Source organism: Stenotrophomonas sp. STEN030, from assembly GCF_056759995.1.
This window is the reverse complement of the sequence record NZ_JBRREB010000052.1, coordinates 1-14,169: the sequence shown is the minus strand read 5'-3', so window position 1 is coordinate 14,169 and position 14,169 is coordinate 1. Positions and strand designations below refer to the sequence as shown.

At 62.3% G+C, this 14,169-nt stretch carries 17 protein-coding genes; 10 read left to right on the top strand and 7 right to left on the bottom strand.

The window, feature by feature from the left end; genetic code table 11:
• Positions 1-128 precede the first annotated feature (128 nt).
• Positions 129-473: a hypothetical protein gene (locus ACVOLR_RS16270; RefSeq protein WP_481537362.1), complete on the top strand. Its 345-nt coding sequence runs from the start codon at positions 129-131 to the stop codon at positions 471-473.
• A 55-nt stretch (positions 474-528) separates the two neighbouring features.
• Here the strand turns inward: ACVOLR_RS16270 and ACVOLR_RS16265 are convergent, their stop codons facing one another.
• On the bottom strand, positions 529-744 hold the full coding sequence (locus ACVOLR_RS16265) for a hypothetical protein (RefSeq protein WP_481537361.1): 216 nt from the start codon (positions 742-744) through the stop codon (positions 529-531).
• 56 nt (positions 745-800) lie between these two features.
• Between ACVOLR_RS16265 and ACVOLR_RS16260 the strand changes: the two genes are divergently transcribed.
• Complete coding sequence (locus ACVOLR_RS16260) at positions 801-1,745, top strand: SOS response-associated peptidase family protein (protein ID WP_481537360.1); 945 nt, start codon at positions 801-803, stop codon at positions 1,743-1,745.
• Between the two features lie 337 nt (positions 1,746-2,082).
• Here the strand turns inward: ACVOLR_RS16260 and ACVOLR_RS16255 are convergent, their stop codons facing one another.
• Entirely contained in the window at positions 2,083-2,868 is a 786-nt protein-coding gene (locus ACVOLR_RS16255; RefSeq protein WP_481537359.1) for a hypothetical protein, read from the bottom strand.
• A 502-nt stretch (positions 2,869-3,370) separates the two neighbouring features.
• On the opposite strand from ACVOLR_RS16255, the gene ACVOLR_RS16250 reads away from it, so the two are divergent.
• Entirely contained in the window at positions 3,371-4,003 is a 633-nt protein-coding gene (locus ACVOLR_RS16250) for a DUF6058 family natural product biosynthesis protein (protein WP_481537358.1), read from the top strand.
• Between the two features lie 128 nt (positions 4,004-4,131).
• Here ACVOLR_RS16250 and ACVOLR_RS16245 read toward each other — a convergent pair whose 3' ends face one another.
• Positions 4,132-4,488: a DUF6713 family protein gene (locus ACVOLR_RS16245; RefSeq protein ID WP_481537357.1), complete on the bottom strand. Its 357-nt coding sequence runs from the start codon at positions 4,486-4,488 to the stop codon at positions 4,132-4,134.
• 240 nt (positions 4,489-4,728) lie between these two features.
• Here ACVOLR_RS16245 and ACVOLR_RS16240 point away from each other — a divergent pair, with 240 nt between their 5' ends.
• A complete protein-coding gene (locus ACVOLR_RS16240; RefSeq protein WP_481537356.1) occupies positions 4,729-5,235 on the top strand; it encodes a hypothetical protein in 507 nt (168 codons plus the stop codon).
• Here ACVOLR_RS16240 and ACVOLR_RS16235 read toward each other — a convergent pair.
• Positions 5,232-5,651 carry a GNAT family N-acetyltransferase gene (locus ACVOLR_RS16235; RefSeq protein ID WP_481537355.1) on the bottom strand — a complete coding sequence of 140 codons (420 nt, stop codon included), beginning with the start codon at positions 5,649-5,651 and terminating at the stop codon, positions 5,232-5,234. The genes ACVOLR_RS16240 and ACVOLR_RS16235 overlap by 4 nt on opposite strands.
• Positions 5,651-6,154: an SsrA-binding protein SmpB gene (gene smpB, locus ACVOLR_RS16230; RefSeq protein ID WP_481530312.1), complete on the bottom strand. Its 504-nt coding sequence runs from the start codon at positions 6,152-6,154 to the stop codon at positions 5,651-5,653. The genes ACVOLR_RS16235 and smpB overlap by 1 nt, the downstream gene beginning before the upstream one ends.
• A gap of 56 nt (positions 6,155-6,210) precedes the next feature.
• On the opposite strand from smpB, the gene ACVOLR_RS16225 reads away from it, so the two are divergent.
• Entirely contained in the window at positions 6,211-6,639 is a 429-nt protein-coding gene (locus tag ACVOLR_RS16225; protein ID WP_481513579.1) for a type II toxin-antitoxin system RatA family toxin, read from the top strand.
• A 3-nt stretch (positions 6,640-6,642) separates the two neighbouring features.
• Positions 6,643-6,900: an RnfH family protein gene (locus ACVOLR_RS16220; protein WP_481537354.1), complete on the top strand. Its 258-nt coding sequence runs from the start codon at positions 6,643-6,645 to the stop codon at positions 6,898-6,900.
• A 21-nt stretch (positions 6,901-6,921) separates the two neighbouring features.
• Here the strand turns inward: ACVOLR_RS16220 and ACVOLR_RS16215 are convergent, their stop codons facing one another.
• Positions 6,922-7,311, bottom strand: a complete 390-nt coding sequence (locus ACVOLR_RS16215; protein WP_481537353.1) for an outer membrane protein assembly factor BamE — start codon at positions 7,309-7,311, stop codon at positions 6,922-6,924.
• A gap of 104 nt (positions 7,312-7,415) precedes the next feature.
• On the opposite strand from ACVOLR_RS16215, the gene fur reads away from it, so the two are divergent.
• Positions 7,416-7,826 (top strand): ferric iron uptake transcriptional regulator, encoded by a 411-nt coding sequence (gene fur / locus ACVOLR_RS16210; RefSeq protein ID WP_282271992.1) that lies wholly within the window; start codon positions 7,416-7,418, stop codon positions 7,824-7,826.
• Positions 7,827-8,296: 470 nt separating this feature from the next.
• Here fur and recN read toward each other — a convergent pair whose 3' ends face one another.
• Positions 8,297-9,964, bottom strand: coding sequence for a DNA repair protein RecN (gene recN / locus ACVOLR_RS16205; protein ID WP_481537352.1), 1,668 nt, complete (start codon positions 9,962-9,964; stop codon positions 8,297-8,299).
• Positions 9,965-10,149: 185 nt separating this feature from the next.
• Here recN and grpE point away from each other — a divergent pair, with 185 nt between their 5' ends.
• From grpE to dnaJ, 3 genes are all read left to right on the top strand, one after another.
• Positions 10,150-10,665, top strand: coding sequence for a nucleotide exchange factor GrpE (gene grpE / locus ACVOLR_RS16200; RefSeq protein ID WP_481537351.1), 516 nt, complete (start codon positions 10,150-10,152; stop codon positions 10,663-10,665).
• 145 nt (positions 10,666-10,810) lie between these two features.
• Positions 10,811-12,727: a molecular chaperone DnaK gene (gene dnaK, locus ACVOLR_RS16195; RefSeq protein WP_481537350.1), complete on the top strand. Its 1,917-nt coding sequence runs from the start codon at positions 10,811-10,813 to the stop codon at positions 12,725-12,727.
• Positions 12,728-12,860: 133 nt separating this feature from the next.
• On the top strand, positions 12,861-13,988 hold the full coding sequence (gene dnaJ, locus ACVOLR_RS16190; protein ID WP_481517911.1) for a molecular chaperone DnaJ: 1,128 nt from the start codon (positions 12,861-12,863) through the stop codon (positions 13,986-13,988).
• The last annotated feature ends 181 nt before the right edge of the window (positions 13,989-14,169 follow it).

Sequence of the window (14,169 nt, the reverse complement as noted above, 5' to 3'; positions counted from 1 at the left end):
GGCTGAAGGCTCTTCCACGGGTCGCCCTGGCCATTGGGAATGCCTCGATCAAAAAATAACTTAGGTTGTGAGCGCGGGGTGCAAACGTCGAAGGGTCGGTAGTCCGCCGACGTTTTCAGGGGTTTGTTTTGAACAAGGAAAAGCAAAGGAAGCGCGCGCTGGTTGTTTCGCTTGCGGGCAGTGACGCCCAGCCCACCGTCGTTTCGCGGCTGCAACCGCGCTCGGCGGGAGATCGCGGCATTGCTCAAAGCGAGCACCAGCGCCGCGATCCGGAAGAGAAGGGAATGGAAAAATTGTTGAACCCAGAGCATGTCGTGCTCTACGCAGAGTTTCGAAAAGGGGGCTGCAAGCCCTCAGCGGGTGTGATCGAACAGTTCGATCAGATCACCAAGGACATGCTAACCAGCGCCCGGTCGACCCAGACCGTTGCAAGCCTGATTCGGGCAGACCTCGGTCTACCTGAACTGATTTGATGGACAGGGCTCTGGCGGGGTTATTCCCTGCCAGAGCCAGATCTGCAGCGGGGCCCTAGCTGATGGCCCCCACCGCCCGCAGGATCCGTTCAACAGCCTGGCCAAGGTAGGCTTCGTCGCCGGCAGTCACCAAGGTTTCGAGCGGTTCCGCCTCGCCCACAATGGCTTCGAGGCGGTCACCCTCCAGCTCCTGTTCCATGATTTCCCAAGCGCGAGCCTCCAGAAGGGCTAGGCGTTCGTCCAGCTGTGCACGGGTCAGTTTTCCGTTCATGCTTTGATCCTACGCCGCGGTCGTTATGCTCGGGTCAAGTCAAGGGAGATCGGACAATGTGCTATTCGGCTCAGATCGAAGCTGACTACAAGAAGCTGCTCCTGCACTTGGGGCCGGTCATGTCGCTGTCCGAGTTCGCCGCGCTATGGCTGCGGAACAACGGCGGTGAGCGGCGCAAGATCCCCAAGGCCTTGCTGGAGACGATTGGCCCTCTGCTTCCCCAAGGGGCCCAGAGCGTAATGGCGGCGGCTCGGGCGTCCGACGAAAAGGACTGGCAGGAGGATTTGTTCGTACAGGCGCGGCGCTTGGCTGACAACAAGCGAAAGCTCGAGACCAAGTTCACCAAGACGGCCGAGAAGGAGGTCGGCATCGCCGCCCGCAAGGTAGATCAGTACAAGGGCTGGCTGCAGGACCTGCAGAGGCAGCAGCTCGAGGACCGGGATTGGCGATTCTTCCCGCAGTGGTGGGTGCCCATTGTCGTGCGCGAGGGCAACGGCTATGCAGTCAAGCCGATGCGATACCAGCTCCGGAAGCCAGGCCTGCCAGCGTCCTCTGATTGGGTTGGGTCAGGCGCGACCAGGCGGCTTTCGGGCACCTACAACGCCAGGCGAGACAATCTCGAAAGGTACTGGAAGAACCAGTTTGGGCACACCCACGGGCTCATGGTGGTGTCGAGTTTCTATGAAAACGTAGATGGGGAGGACGGGAAGAGCCGCCGAATCAAATTCACCCCAAGGACTGGCGAGCCAATGCTGGTGGCGTGTCTATGGGCCAACTGGCAGGACCCCAATGGTGAAGAGCCGGACATGCTGTGCTTCGCAGCTGTTACAGACGACCCTGAGCCAGAGGTCGCCGCTGCGGGGCACGATCGCACCATCATCAACCTGCGGCCGGAGAACGTGGAGCGCTGGCTCAACCCGGACCCGGCGAACCTCGGCGAGCTGTACGAGATCTTCGACGACAAACGCCACCCGTACTATGAGCACCGGGCGGCTGCGTGATACCGCCTCCTGAGCACTTCGTCTGGGGGAAGGTCATCGACCTCGAGCGATTCCCCACCGCGATCATCATCAACGAACTGGCGGTGTGCAGATTGGTCGAGCGCCTCGATGCCTCATGGTTCGTCCAGCTTGATTACCACCTGCCCCCTCCAAGCGGCAGGGCGACGCATCCTGGGCGGGACTGCGCGACCTACGAGACCGGCCGCGCCGGTTGTGAGGTGTGGGCCAGGCGACATTGGGACAGGCTGGTGGCCGAGACGGCAGAGCTATCGCGGCGGAGGGATGAGAAGCTGCGCGGAGGGCGCTAAAGCCGCACGTGGGCACCGCTCGGGCGAAATCAGCAGGGGCGTGAAATGAAGGTCGCCAGGTCACGTCCAAAGGCTGTAGGGCGCATCTCGTTGTAGTTCGTTTTTCGCGGCGTGGGGAACGTGCCGTTTTGTGCAAAGAAGGTCCTTTGCAGGCCCGATTCATCGGTGGGCTCAATAAGCCCCGAGGACTCCAGCTCACAGCACGCACGATCCAGATAGGTATCGTCGGGGCCATCGGCGAAGGTGGTTGTTCGCGCCTCGTAGAACGAAGGAGACAGCAAATCCTCCACCCGCTTGCCTTGCCGGCAAGGGTGATCTGGGTATTTCTCGTCCGCGTGCTGAATGTAAAGGTGCAGAAGCTTGATGTGCACCGAGGTCATGTCGCGAAGCGCCGCTATTCGCATCTGATTGATTGCCTCTCGAGGCTTCGTATCAAGTGCGATGTTCAACATTGCTGCTTTGAGTGCGTCGATCTTCTCGGGCTCCTGGGTCAGCAGGGCGATGTGTGAGCAGCTTATCAGCGCGGACGAGAACGTCCCTGTTTCATACAATTTGTCTGGAATGCAATCGACTTTGCCCTCAAGCGCTACAAGACTAGCGTTCAGTTCGCTTATGAAGGAGTTGAGCCGCTTCTGCGCGGGATTTCCGAGAGCTGTCTGAAGAAGCGTGCTTACCGGTCCGCCCACGAATGGCACGGCCTGCAGCGCCGAGTGTAGGACGGCATAGCCCGTGTCGCCGGCAGTCACCTGATTCAGGTCCTGCACGTTTCTGTCGGTTCCAGAAACTTGCATGTCGATCCTTGGCTCGCTTTTCATTTGTCACTCATCCGTGAAGGCAGGCGTGGCACTGTATCCCGAGAAGCGCTCCTGCATGAAGTCCGGGCCTCACGAGTCGCGGCAGCTTTTGAAAGCTGCCGTAAAAGCTGCCCAAACCCTGCCCAAGCATGCCCAAACAGGCCATAGTGTCTCGACCCCATGAAAAAGCCCGCCGAACGTAAGTGCTTGGCGGGCTTAATTATTTTCGTCTTTTCGTCAGGGCTGGGAGTCGGCCTATCGGCGACAGTGCACCCCCGGTTTAACGTTGATTTGTAACGGTTCTCGTCCTTTCGTACCGACAAAACGGAGCAGGAACCTCGCTGACAGGACAGATGCTACGGCAAAGAACCTGAACAGTCACGTGATACGCACCTGCTCGGCCCTTTCGATTGGAGCTATGCGATTCGGCTGTTCACGCTTTTGCTCTGCGAACATGCGCCAGCTCAGCTGGATGAAGCAAAATGCCCGCTTCATTTGACGCATTGAAACCTTGGAGCACCCCGTGACGCTGGAAGCGTATCTGAGCAGTCATTTTGTTGATAAACCCACCTTCGCGCTGCTCGCCAATATTTCAGCTGCCCGTCTTGATGCACTGCTGGCGGCCAACGCCGTGCCAGCGGCTTCCTACATCTGTCGGAATGGTGTGATCCGCTCGGCGGCATTCGGTGAGATCGGGATCAGCGAGCCGATCGATGGCGAGTTTTTCCGGCCGGAATGCGCTCGATGGGTGTTGATTGCCGATCAGGCCGCGCCCGGCTGCGAACGAGACGAAGTAATTGCCGTGCTTGAGGGAGAGCTCAAGCGCTATCTGCAGAGCTGCGGTTTGGGTTTGTCCGCGGTAGAGGCAAAGGTGGCGAGCCTGCTTCCGCATTTTTTCAACGGCACGTTTGGCCTGTGTGTTGCCGGCCCGTCCAGCGGTGTGGGCATCGCAAAAAAGGAATTTCTCCAAGACAAACTCGTGACGCTTACCCGCAATGGAACCGACCCCGGGCCAGCGGGTATAAGGCGAAGCGAGTTGTTGAAGCTGGTAGATGACTACGCCAGCTCTGCCATGCCTTTTTCACCCGCTGAGTACGATCGCAGCAGTCGAAAGCGACTGGTTGACGATTTCCGGCTGCTTCTGGCCAACGACTGACGCTGCTGGGATTCAACGTTGAATCCGCAACGCAGTCGCATCTGTCCCGTCGCTCATGCAGATCAACCGCGAGCCAAGCGCTTGTACCGACGAGCAGGCGGTTGATCCGGAGGAACAGGCGTGCGGAATCAGTGCGGCCTCACTGCCTTTGATGCAAGCATTGAACCGGTCGTCAGGCAGGCGATGATGGTGGCAATTGACAGCGGTAGATCGAATTCGTGGTGGCCTGCCAAGGCGAAACCGGCATGGAGCAAGGCAGTTAGGACGCCAATGCCTCCGCAAAGCAGGGCGTAGCGCCTTGCCTTGGGCGTGCGCAAGACGACCTGGCGATAGCCGTGGAGCAGCAGGCCAACTGCCAGCGCGTTGAAGAGCAGGAAGCCTTGTATGCCGCCGGGCACATGGAACATTTCCCATTCGTGCCAGTAGGCGGCATCTATCTGGTGAACGATCAGGGACAGCAGCGTTGCGGTGTACCAGCGATCCATCGTGAAGGAGCTCCGTAGTGGGGCGTCAGTCTAGTCCTCAACCGCGCCGAACACCGTGTTGCAGTATTCGGAATGTGTTTAACGCTGTGCCGACCTTTCTGCGACGTTTGTCGCTGGACCATGGCCGCCATCAAGTTCGTGAAGGTGAGGGCGCTCATGCAGCAGCGCGGTTTGCGCAGCCTGCGATTGTTGGCGGGTGGAGTTGGGGCTGGGTTTCGGCGGCGTGCGCTGGCGCCTGTCTTGTTTTATCTGGTGTTGGCGGTTGTGGTGTTGATCACGGCGTGGCTTGGGCGCAGCCATTGGCCGCAGCTTGCGCCGATGGTGCTGCTGCTTTGTGGCGGGTTGCTGGGCTGGGTGCGGCAGGTGCGTCGACGCTGGCTTGGTGTCTATCTGTTGGCAGCAGTGCTGCTGTTGTTGCTGCAGTCGGCTTGGTCCGGGCTTGCCCCTGACGGGGTGGGGCGGGTCGCTGCCATCGCGATGGCCTTGGGCTTGGCTCAGTTGTTGGTCCATACCGCGCAGGTGTTGCGGCTCGCGCGCGGGCTGCAGCTGCAGGTTGATGGCTTGGACGATGTCGCGATCCTGGCCTTGTTGCCGCCGGAAGCTGCCGAGGAAGCACGGCGATGGCTGGGCGGCGATGACCGCAAAGCTGCTGAGTTGAGCGAAGTTGTCAGCTTGAGCGTGCTGTACGCGGCCTTGCGGTCGCCCGGTGCCCAGCGGCGCGATCTGCGCCGGATACTGATGGGTTAAAGCGTCTTGCGCAGATAGATGCGCTCATGGCCGGGCGGAAAGTCGGGCAGCCGGCCGAAAACCTCGTAGCCGTGGCGCAGATAAAAACCTTCGGCCTGCCAGTCGAAGGTGTCCAGCACCACGCTGTGCGCGCCTGCAGTCTTTGCCTGTTGTTCGGCCGTTGTCAGCAATTGGCTGCCCAATCCCTGGCCGCGCAGTTCGGGATCAACCCACAGCACATGGATGGCGAGCCAGCCGGCGCAGATGTCGCCGAGCAAGCCGCCGCGCAGTGTTCCGTCCTGGTCGTGGCTGGCCAGCTGCAGTGGCCGCTCATCGAAACTGTTGCCGCTGGCCTTGCGATTGAAGGCCAGCAGCTGCGCACAAAGCGCCTGCACATCCTGCGCGCTGGCTGCCTGCAGCGCGCGCTGTGTGGACATCAGGCGTTGCGATTGTGGGCGCGCATCGCGCGCTGCTTCTCGCGGTCCCAGTCGCGTTCCTTGGCGGTGTCGCGCTTGTCGTGATTCTGCTTGCCCTTGGCCAGCGCGATCTCGATCTTGATCTTGTTCTTGCTCCAGTACATCGCGGTGGGTACCAGCGTGTAGCCTTCGCGCTCGACCCGGCCGATCAGCTTGTCGATCTCGCGACGGTGCAGCAGCAGCTTGCGCTGGCGGCGGTCTTCCGGAACGGTGTGGGTGGAGGCCTGGATCAACGGGGTGATCTGCGCGCCGATCAGGAAGATCTCGCCATCGCGCACATAGGCGTAGGCGTCGGTCATGTTGCCGCGGCCGGCGCGGATCGCCTTGACCTCCCAGCCCTGCAGCACCAAGCCAGCTTCGACCCGTTCTTCCAGGTGGTATTCGTGGCGCGCGCGCTTGTTCAACGAGATGGTTTTGTCGGCCGTCCCGTTCTTTGCTTTATCCTTGCTTTGTTTCGTGCTCATTTCCGTATTGTCTCCGATTCGGGGGCTTCCCGAACACTTTCTGTATCTGTATCGCCATGACAACCATTCGTCGCAGCGCGCTGGTCGAACACTCCGCCGAGCGCATGTTCAATCTGGTCAACGATGTCGCCGCCTATCCTGGCCGGTTCCGCTGGTGTGACAAGGCGGAAATTCTGGAGCAGGGCGAGGAACGGCTGGTTGCCCGGCTGGATCTGGGGCTGGGCTCGTTCCGGACCTGGTTCATGACCGAAAACACGTTGCAGCGCCCGCACAGCATCGATATGAAGCTGCGCGAAGGCCCGTTCAAGCGCCTGCACGGCCGTTGGGAGTTCCATTCCCTGTCCGAAAGTGCCTGTAAAGTCACTCTGGAGCTGGAGTTCGAGCCGACCTCGCGGTTGCTGGGGCCGGCCTTGGCGCTGGGCTTCCAGGGCTTGGCCGATCGCATGGTCAACGATTTCGTGCGTGTGGCCGATCAGGAAGCCTGAGCGATGCGGGTAGAGGTGGTACTGGCCTGGCCGGACCGTTACCAGCAGCGGCAGCTGGAGCTGCCAGAGGGCTGCACGGTCGCCGATGCGGTGGCTGAGGCGGCGCTGGATGGCGCTGCCGAGGTGGTGGCAATAGCGGTGCACGGCGTGCTGGCGCGTCCGCAGCAACTGCTGCAGGACGGTGACCGGGTGGAGCTGCTGCGTCCGTTGCTGGCAGACCCCAAAGAAAATCGCCGCCGGCGGGCGCGCGGCGGCGATTGATCTTGCGGCGGCTGCGCTGGATCAGCGGCCCTTTTTCTTGTCCTTGGCCAGGTTGCGGCCGAACTGGCGCACGCTATTGCGTGCCAGGTCGCCGTCCTGTACCGGGAAATAGTCGCCTTCCCAGCGGGTAACCTGGTCGTTCTCGAAGAACACGACGAAGTTCTTCACCTCGGTCTTGCCCAGCCGGTTCACGCGCTGGCTGGAGGTGTAGTCCCAGCGCTGGGCGTGGAACGGGTCGGCAATGGACGGCGTGCCCAGCAGCGCATTGACCTGCTGCTTGCTTTGGCCGGCCTGCAACTGCGCCACGGACTGTTCACGGATCAGGTTGCCCTGATAGATGGGCTGCTTGTAGATGATGCCGCAGCCAGTAGTGGACAGGGCGACAACGGCGATCAACAGGAGGTTGCGCATTAGGTAGGGCAGTTGAGGAAATCAGGTCGATGATACACTCCCCGGCACCCAGCGCGATCTGACCGGAGATAACTGGCGTTAAACCGCCAATGAACACGATGGCTATGGAATCCAATGACCTGCGCAAAGTCGGCCTGAAGGTTACGCATCCGCGGATGCGCATCCTTGCCCTGCTTGAACAGAACACCCCCCAACACCACCACCTCACTGCCGAGGACATCTACCGCCAGTTGCTTGATTGCGGTGATGAGATCGGGCTGGCCACGGTTTACCGTGTGCTGACCCAGTTCGAGGCGGCTGGGCTGGTCCTCAAACACAATTTTGAAGGCGGCCAGGCTGTTTATGAGCTGGACCGCGGCGGCCACCACGACCATATGGTGGACGTGGACTCGGGCAAGATCATCGAGTTCGAAAGCCCGGAGATCGAGGAGCTGCAGCGGAAGATCGCGGCAGAACACGGTTTCGAGCTGGAAGAGCACTCGTTGGTGTTGTACGTGCGCAAGAAGCGTAAGTAAGGTTTTGGCGGCACGGTCTTTGGGCTGTTGCTGTTGATTCAAAAACACCGGCCATTGGCCGGTGTTTTTGTTTGTGCTCCAGTCCTTTGCCGAAGGCAAGGGGCTGGGGGTGTAGTGCCGAGCCATGCTCGGCAAGGGGCTTTACCGAGTCACTGTCAGGCCCCGCTGTAGTGCCGAGCCATGCTCGGCAAGGGCCTTCCCAAGGCACTGTCAGGGTCGTTGTAGTGCCGAGCCATGCTTGGCAGGGGCCTCACCAATAAGGCGTCAGCGGGCGGTGCTTCCGCTTTGAGATCTGCTCCCTCCCTTTCGCGCAGCGAAGGGGAGGGTTGGGGAGGGGGGCTTTTGGAGCGGAGCCTTAAGAGCCAAGAGCTGCCCTCACCCCAACCCCTCTCCCGCAGGCGGGAGAGGGGCTTTAGAGCAAAAGCCAGATCTACGGCCAAAGCCAAAGCCAAAGCCAAAGCTTCCCGGCGTCAAGCTTCCGTCAGCAATTTCCGCGCCGCAGCACGCGCTTCTTTGCTCACCTCGGCACCGCCCAGCATCCGCGCAAGCTCTTCCTCGCGGCCCTTGGCATCCAGCAGCTCCACTGCGCTCTGGGTCATGCCTTCCACCGGTGCCTTGCTTACCCGGTAATGGCTGTGACCCTTGGAGGCGACCTGCGGCAAATGGGTTACGCACAGCACCTGGCGGCGTTCGCCCAGGGCGCGCAGCTTCTTACCGACGATGTCGGCAATCGCGCCGCCAATACCCGAATCCACTTCGTCGAAGACCATGGTCGGTACGGCATCCAGACCCAGTGCGGCGACTTCGATGGCCAGGGAGATGCGCGACAGCTCACCGCCCGAGGCCACTTTGCGCAGGGCGCGGGCTGGCTGGCCGGCGTTCGCGGCGACCAGGAATTCGACCCGCTCGGCGCCATTCGGGTCTGGGCGCAGCTGTGCTTGTGGCTCCAGTTCGATCCGGAACTGGCCGCCGCCCATGCCCAGCTCGCCGATCAGCGTGGTGGTCGTGTCCGAAAGAGAAGCGGCTGCAGCTTGGCGGCTGCTGGAAAGTGTTGCGGCCACGGTTTGCCAGCGAGTGGCGGCCTTGTCGATCTCGCCGGCCAGCTTGGCCAGGCGTTCGTCGGCGCCGCGGAGTTGCTCCAACTCGGTTTCGAGGCGGTCTCGGGTAGCTGCCAGCTCTTCCATTGGCACGCGGTGCTTGCGGGCCAGGTCGTGCAGACGGCTCAGCCGCCGTTCGATGTCTTCGAAGGCTTCCGGGTCGCTGTCCAGGTCGTCCTGTACCCGGTCCAGTTGGGCAAGCGCTTCGTGCAGCTGGATGCCGGCGGCATCGAGCATCGCGTCGACCTCACTGAGGCGGGCATCGTGTTGACTGACCCGACCCAGTTCATTTCGCACCTGCTGCAGCAGCGAGAGCAGGGAAGGGCCGTCCTCATCGCCGTTGAGCAGTCCGCCAGCGCGCTGGCAGGCTTCGATCAGGGCCGTGGAATGGGCTTGGCGGCGGTGGCTGGCGCCGAGCGCGACGATTGCCGCAGGCTCCAGGTCTTCGCGCTGCAGCTCGCCGAGCTGGTGTTCGAGAAAGCCAATGCGGTCGGAGACGTCGCCTTGCTGGGACAGCGCATCGCGCTCGTCCAGCAGCGTCTGCCATTGCGCCGCAGCGCTGCGCACAGCACTGCGCTCAGCCTCATTGCGGGCGAACGCGTCGAGCAGGGCAAGCTGGCTGGGGCGCGACAACAGCGCCTGCTGGTCGTGCTGGCCGTGGATCTCGACCAGAAAGCCGGCCAATTCCGACAGCTGCGACACCGGGACCGGGCGGCCGTTGATGAAGGCGCGGGAGCCGCCGTCGGCGCGGATCACACGCCGCAGCTGGCATTGTTCCTCGTCGTCGAGCTCGTTGTCGCGCAGCCAGCTGCGCGCCGGGGCGTCGTCGTCCAGGCTGAATTCGGCCGACAGCTCGGCGCGGCTGGCGCCGTGGCGGACCACGCCGGAGTCGGCGCGCAGGCCGGACAGAAAGCCTAAAGCGTCCACCATCAATGACTTGCCGGCGCCGGTCTCACCGGAAACGACAGTCATGCCTGGGCCGAACTCGAGTTCGGTGGCGCGGACAACGGCAAAATCCTTGATCGATAGATGTCTGAGCATGGCTGGCAGGTCTAGGGGCCGCGCAAAGCTAGCATGCGGGCCGGGCAGGTCAATGTAGGACAGGCGATGGCCGGCCCAGATTAGGAACAATGCGTCTCATGGAGTGAGCCGGAGCCTTGAAACTTTCGGTACAGGCCCACATACGGGTCGGGGTAGGCGGCAGAACATCCGCCAAGGAACCGAAAATGAACCAAGAGCACACTGAATTCGACCCCGAGAACGCCGCCATGGGCGGTGACGACGCGCACCACGACCAGATCGAGGCGCTGCGCGCCGAGCTGGAGCAGGTCAAGGCCGAATCGCTGCGCGAACGCGCCGATCTGGAAAACCAGCGCAAGCGTGTGGCCCGCGACATCGACCAGGCCCGCAAGTTCGCCAACGAGAAGCTGCTTGGCGAGTTGCTGCCGGTGTTCGACAGCCTCGATGCAGGCTTGGCTGCCGCTGGCGGCGAGCCCAATCCGCTGCGTGAAGGTATGGAACTGACCTACAAGCAGCTGCTCAAAGTAGCCGCTGATAACGGTCTGGTCCTGCTGGACCCGGCCGGCCAGGCCTTCAATCCGGAGCATCACCAGGCCATCAGCCAGGTGCCGGCGCCGGCAGGCGTGGCCCCGGGCGCGGTAGTGACCGTGTTCCAGAAGGGCTACCTGCTTAACGAGCGCCTGCTGCGGCCGGCGCTGGTTGTGGTGGCCCAGGCCGACTGATCGGCCGCGCTGGCTGGCCGCTGCCTAAATCAGGCGCGGCTGCCGGCAAACAGTGTTCCGGGGATGACTTGAATGTCATCAGGTCCTTCCCCATATCCCATTCATCCCCGGCGGCTGCCGGCAAACGAATACTCAGGAGTCCCCCATGGGCAAGATCATTGGTATCGACCTCGGCACCACCAACTCGTGCGTGGCGATCATGGACGGCGGCAAGGCCCGCGTCATTGAAAACTCGGAAGGCGATCGCACCACGCCCTCCATCGTCGCCTACACCAAGGACGGCGAAGTACTGGTGGGTGCCTCGGCCAAGCGTCAGGCCGTCACCAACCCGAAGAACACCTTCTACGCGGTGAAGCGCCTGATCGGCCGCAAGTTCACCGACGCCGAAGTGCAGAAGGACATCGCCCACGTGCCGTACGGCATCCTGGCGCATGACAATGGCGACGCATGGGTACAGACCAGCGATGCCAAGAAGATGGCGCCGCAGGAAATCTCTGCCCGCGTGCTGGAGAAGATGAAGAAGACCGCCGAAGACTTCCTCGGTGAAAAGGTCACCGAAGCGGTCATCACCGTGCCGGCTTACTTCAACGACAGCCAGCGCCAGGCAACCAAGGACGCAGGCCGCATTGCTGGCCTGGACGTCAAGCGCATCATCAACGAGCCGACCGCGGCTGCCCTGGCCTATGGCCTGGACAAGGGTGACAACAAGGATCGCAAGATCGTTGTGTACGATCTGGGCGGCGGCACCTTCGACGTGTCGATCATCGAGATCGCCAACGTCGACGGCGAGAAGCAGTTCGAAGTGCTGGCCACCAACGGTGACACCTTCCTGGGCGGCGAAGATTTCGACAACCGCGTCATCGAATACCTGGTTGAAGAGTTCCAGAAGGACCAGGGCATCGACCTGCGCAAGGATCCGTTGGCCCTGCAGCGCCTGAAGGACGCCGCCGAGCGCGCCAAGATCGAGCTGTCGTCCGCGCAGCAGACCGAAGTGAACCTGCCGTACGTCACTGCAGACGCTTCCGGTCCGAAGCACCTGAACATCAAGCTGACCCGCGCCAAGCTGGAAAGCCTGGTCGAAGAGCTGATCAAGAAGTCGATCGAGCCGTGCCGCGTTGCGTTGAATGACGCCGGCCTGCGTTCGAGCGACATCAGCGAAGTGATCCTGGTCGGTGGTCAGACCCGCATGCCGAAGGTGCAGCAGGCTGTTACCGAGTTCTTCGGCAAGGAACCGCGCAAGGACGTCAACCCGGACGAAGCTGTGGCACTGGGTGCAGCGATCCAGGGCGGCGTGCTGGGCGGCGACGTCAAGGACGTGCTGCTGCTGGACGTGACCCCGCTGTCGCTGGGTATCGAGACCATGGGTGGCGTGTTCACCAAGATCATCGAAAAGAACACCACCATCCCGACCAAGGCCTCGCAGACCTTCTCGACCGCTGAGGACAACCAGTCGGCCGTGACCGTGCACGTGCTGCAGGGTGAGCGCGAGCAGGCCCGTTACAACAAGTCGCTGGCCAAGTTCGACCTGTCCGGCATCGAGCCGGCACCGCGTGGCATGCCGCAGGTTGAGGTGTCCTTCGACATCGACGCCAACGGCATCCTGCACGTGTCGGCCAAGGACAAGAAGACCAACAAGGAACAGAAGGTCGAGATCAAGGCCGGTTCGGGTCTGTCCGAGGAAGAGATCGCACGCATGGTCGCCGACGCGGAAGCCAACCGCGAAGAAGACAAGAAGTTCCAGGAGCTGGTGCAGACCCGCAACCAGGCTGACGGTCTGATCCACGCAACCCGCAGTGCCATCACCGAGCATGGCAGCAAGGTTGGCGGCGACGTGATCGGCAAGGTTGAAGCCGCACTGGCCGATCTGGAAACCGCAATGAAGGGCGACGACAAGGCGCAGATCGAAGCCAAGTCGAAGTCGCTGGAAGAAGCCGGTCAGGCGCTGTTTGCCGCCGCTTCTGCTGGTGAGCAGGGCCCGGCTCAGGGTGCCGATGCTGGCGCCCAGTCCAATGACGACGTAGTGGACGCTGAGTTCACCGAAGTCAAAGACGACAAGAAGTAAGCAAGGCCGGAGTTGTGCCTGGGGATTCGGGGTCCGGAACTACTGTTCCGGCTTCCGGATCCCCTTCCGGTATCTGCAATACCAGGCTTTCCGTCCCTGATTTTCCACCCCGATTCCAGAACCTCATGTGCCGATGAAACGCGATTATTACGAAGTACTGGGCGTAGCCCGCACCGCAACCGATGAAGAGCTGAAGAAGGCCTATCGCCGTTGCGCGATGAAGCACCACCCGGACCGCAACCCGGGCGATGCTGCCGCTGAATCTGCCTTCAAGGAGTGCAAGGAGGCGTACGAAACCCTGTCCGACGGCAATAAGCGGCGCATGTATGACGCCCACGGCCACGCTGCGTTTGAACACGGCATGGGCGGTGGTGGCGGTGGTCCGGGTGGTCCGGACATGAACGATATTTTTGGCGACATCTTCGGCAATATCTTTGGCGGAGGTGGCGGCGGTCCACGCCAGCCGCGTCGCGGTGCCGACATCGGCTACGTGATGGAGCTGGACCTGGAAGAAGCGGTGGCTGGCGTTGAACGCCGCATCGAGATTCCGACCCTGGCCGAATGCGGTGATTGCGACGGCAGCGGCTCGGAAGATCGCAAGGTCGAGACCTGTAATGTCTGCGGTGGTCGCGGTCAGGTGCGTGTGCAGCGTGGCATCTTCGCCATGCAGCAGGCCTGCCATAACTGCGATGGTCGCGGTCAGATCATCAGCAAGCCGTGCAAGACCTGCCACGGCAACGGTCGCATCGAAGAAGACAAGGTGTTGTCGGTCAAAGTGCCGGCAGGCGTGGACACTGGCGACCGCATCCGCCTGCAGGGCGAGGGCGAGGCCGGCCCGGCCGGTGCGCCGGCGGGTGACCTGTACGTGGAAGTGCGCGTGCGCGAGCATGCGATCTTCACCCGCGACGGCGACGACCTGCACTGCGAAGTGCCGGTGCGTATCTCGCAGGCAGCGCTGGGCGACGCGATCCGCGTGGCAACCTTGGGCGGCGAAGCGGAAATCCGCATCCCGGCCGAGACCCAGACCGGCAAGCTGTTCCGCTTGCGCGGCAAGGGCGTCAAGTCGGTGCGCAGCCGTACCGAAGGCGACCTGTACTGCCGCGTCGTGGTGGAAACCCCGGTCAACCTGACGGCCGAACAGCGCAAGTTGCTCGAGCAGTTTGAAGCCACCTTCAGCGGCGACGAAGCGCGCAAGCACTCACCGAAGTCGGCAACCTTCATCGATGGCGTAAAGGGCTTCTGGGAACGCATGAAGTCCTAAGGCATCACCTGTAGTGCCGAGCCATGCTCGGCATTGGCCTTACCGGGAAAATGTCCCCTGTAGTGGGGGGGGGGGGGGGGGGGGGGGGGGGGGGGGGGGGGGGCGCCGGCCCCGGCGGGGGGGGGGCGCACCAAGCTGAGGAACGCCGCAAGGGGGGGGGGGGGGGGGTTGGGTGGGTTGT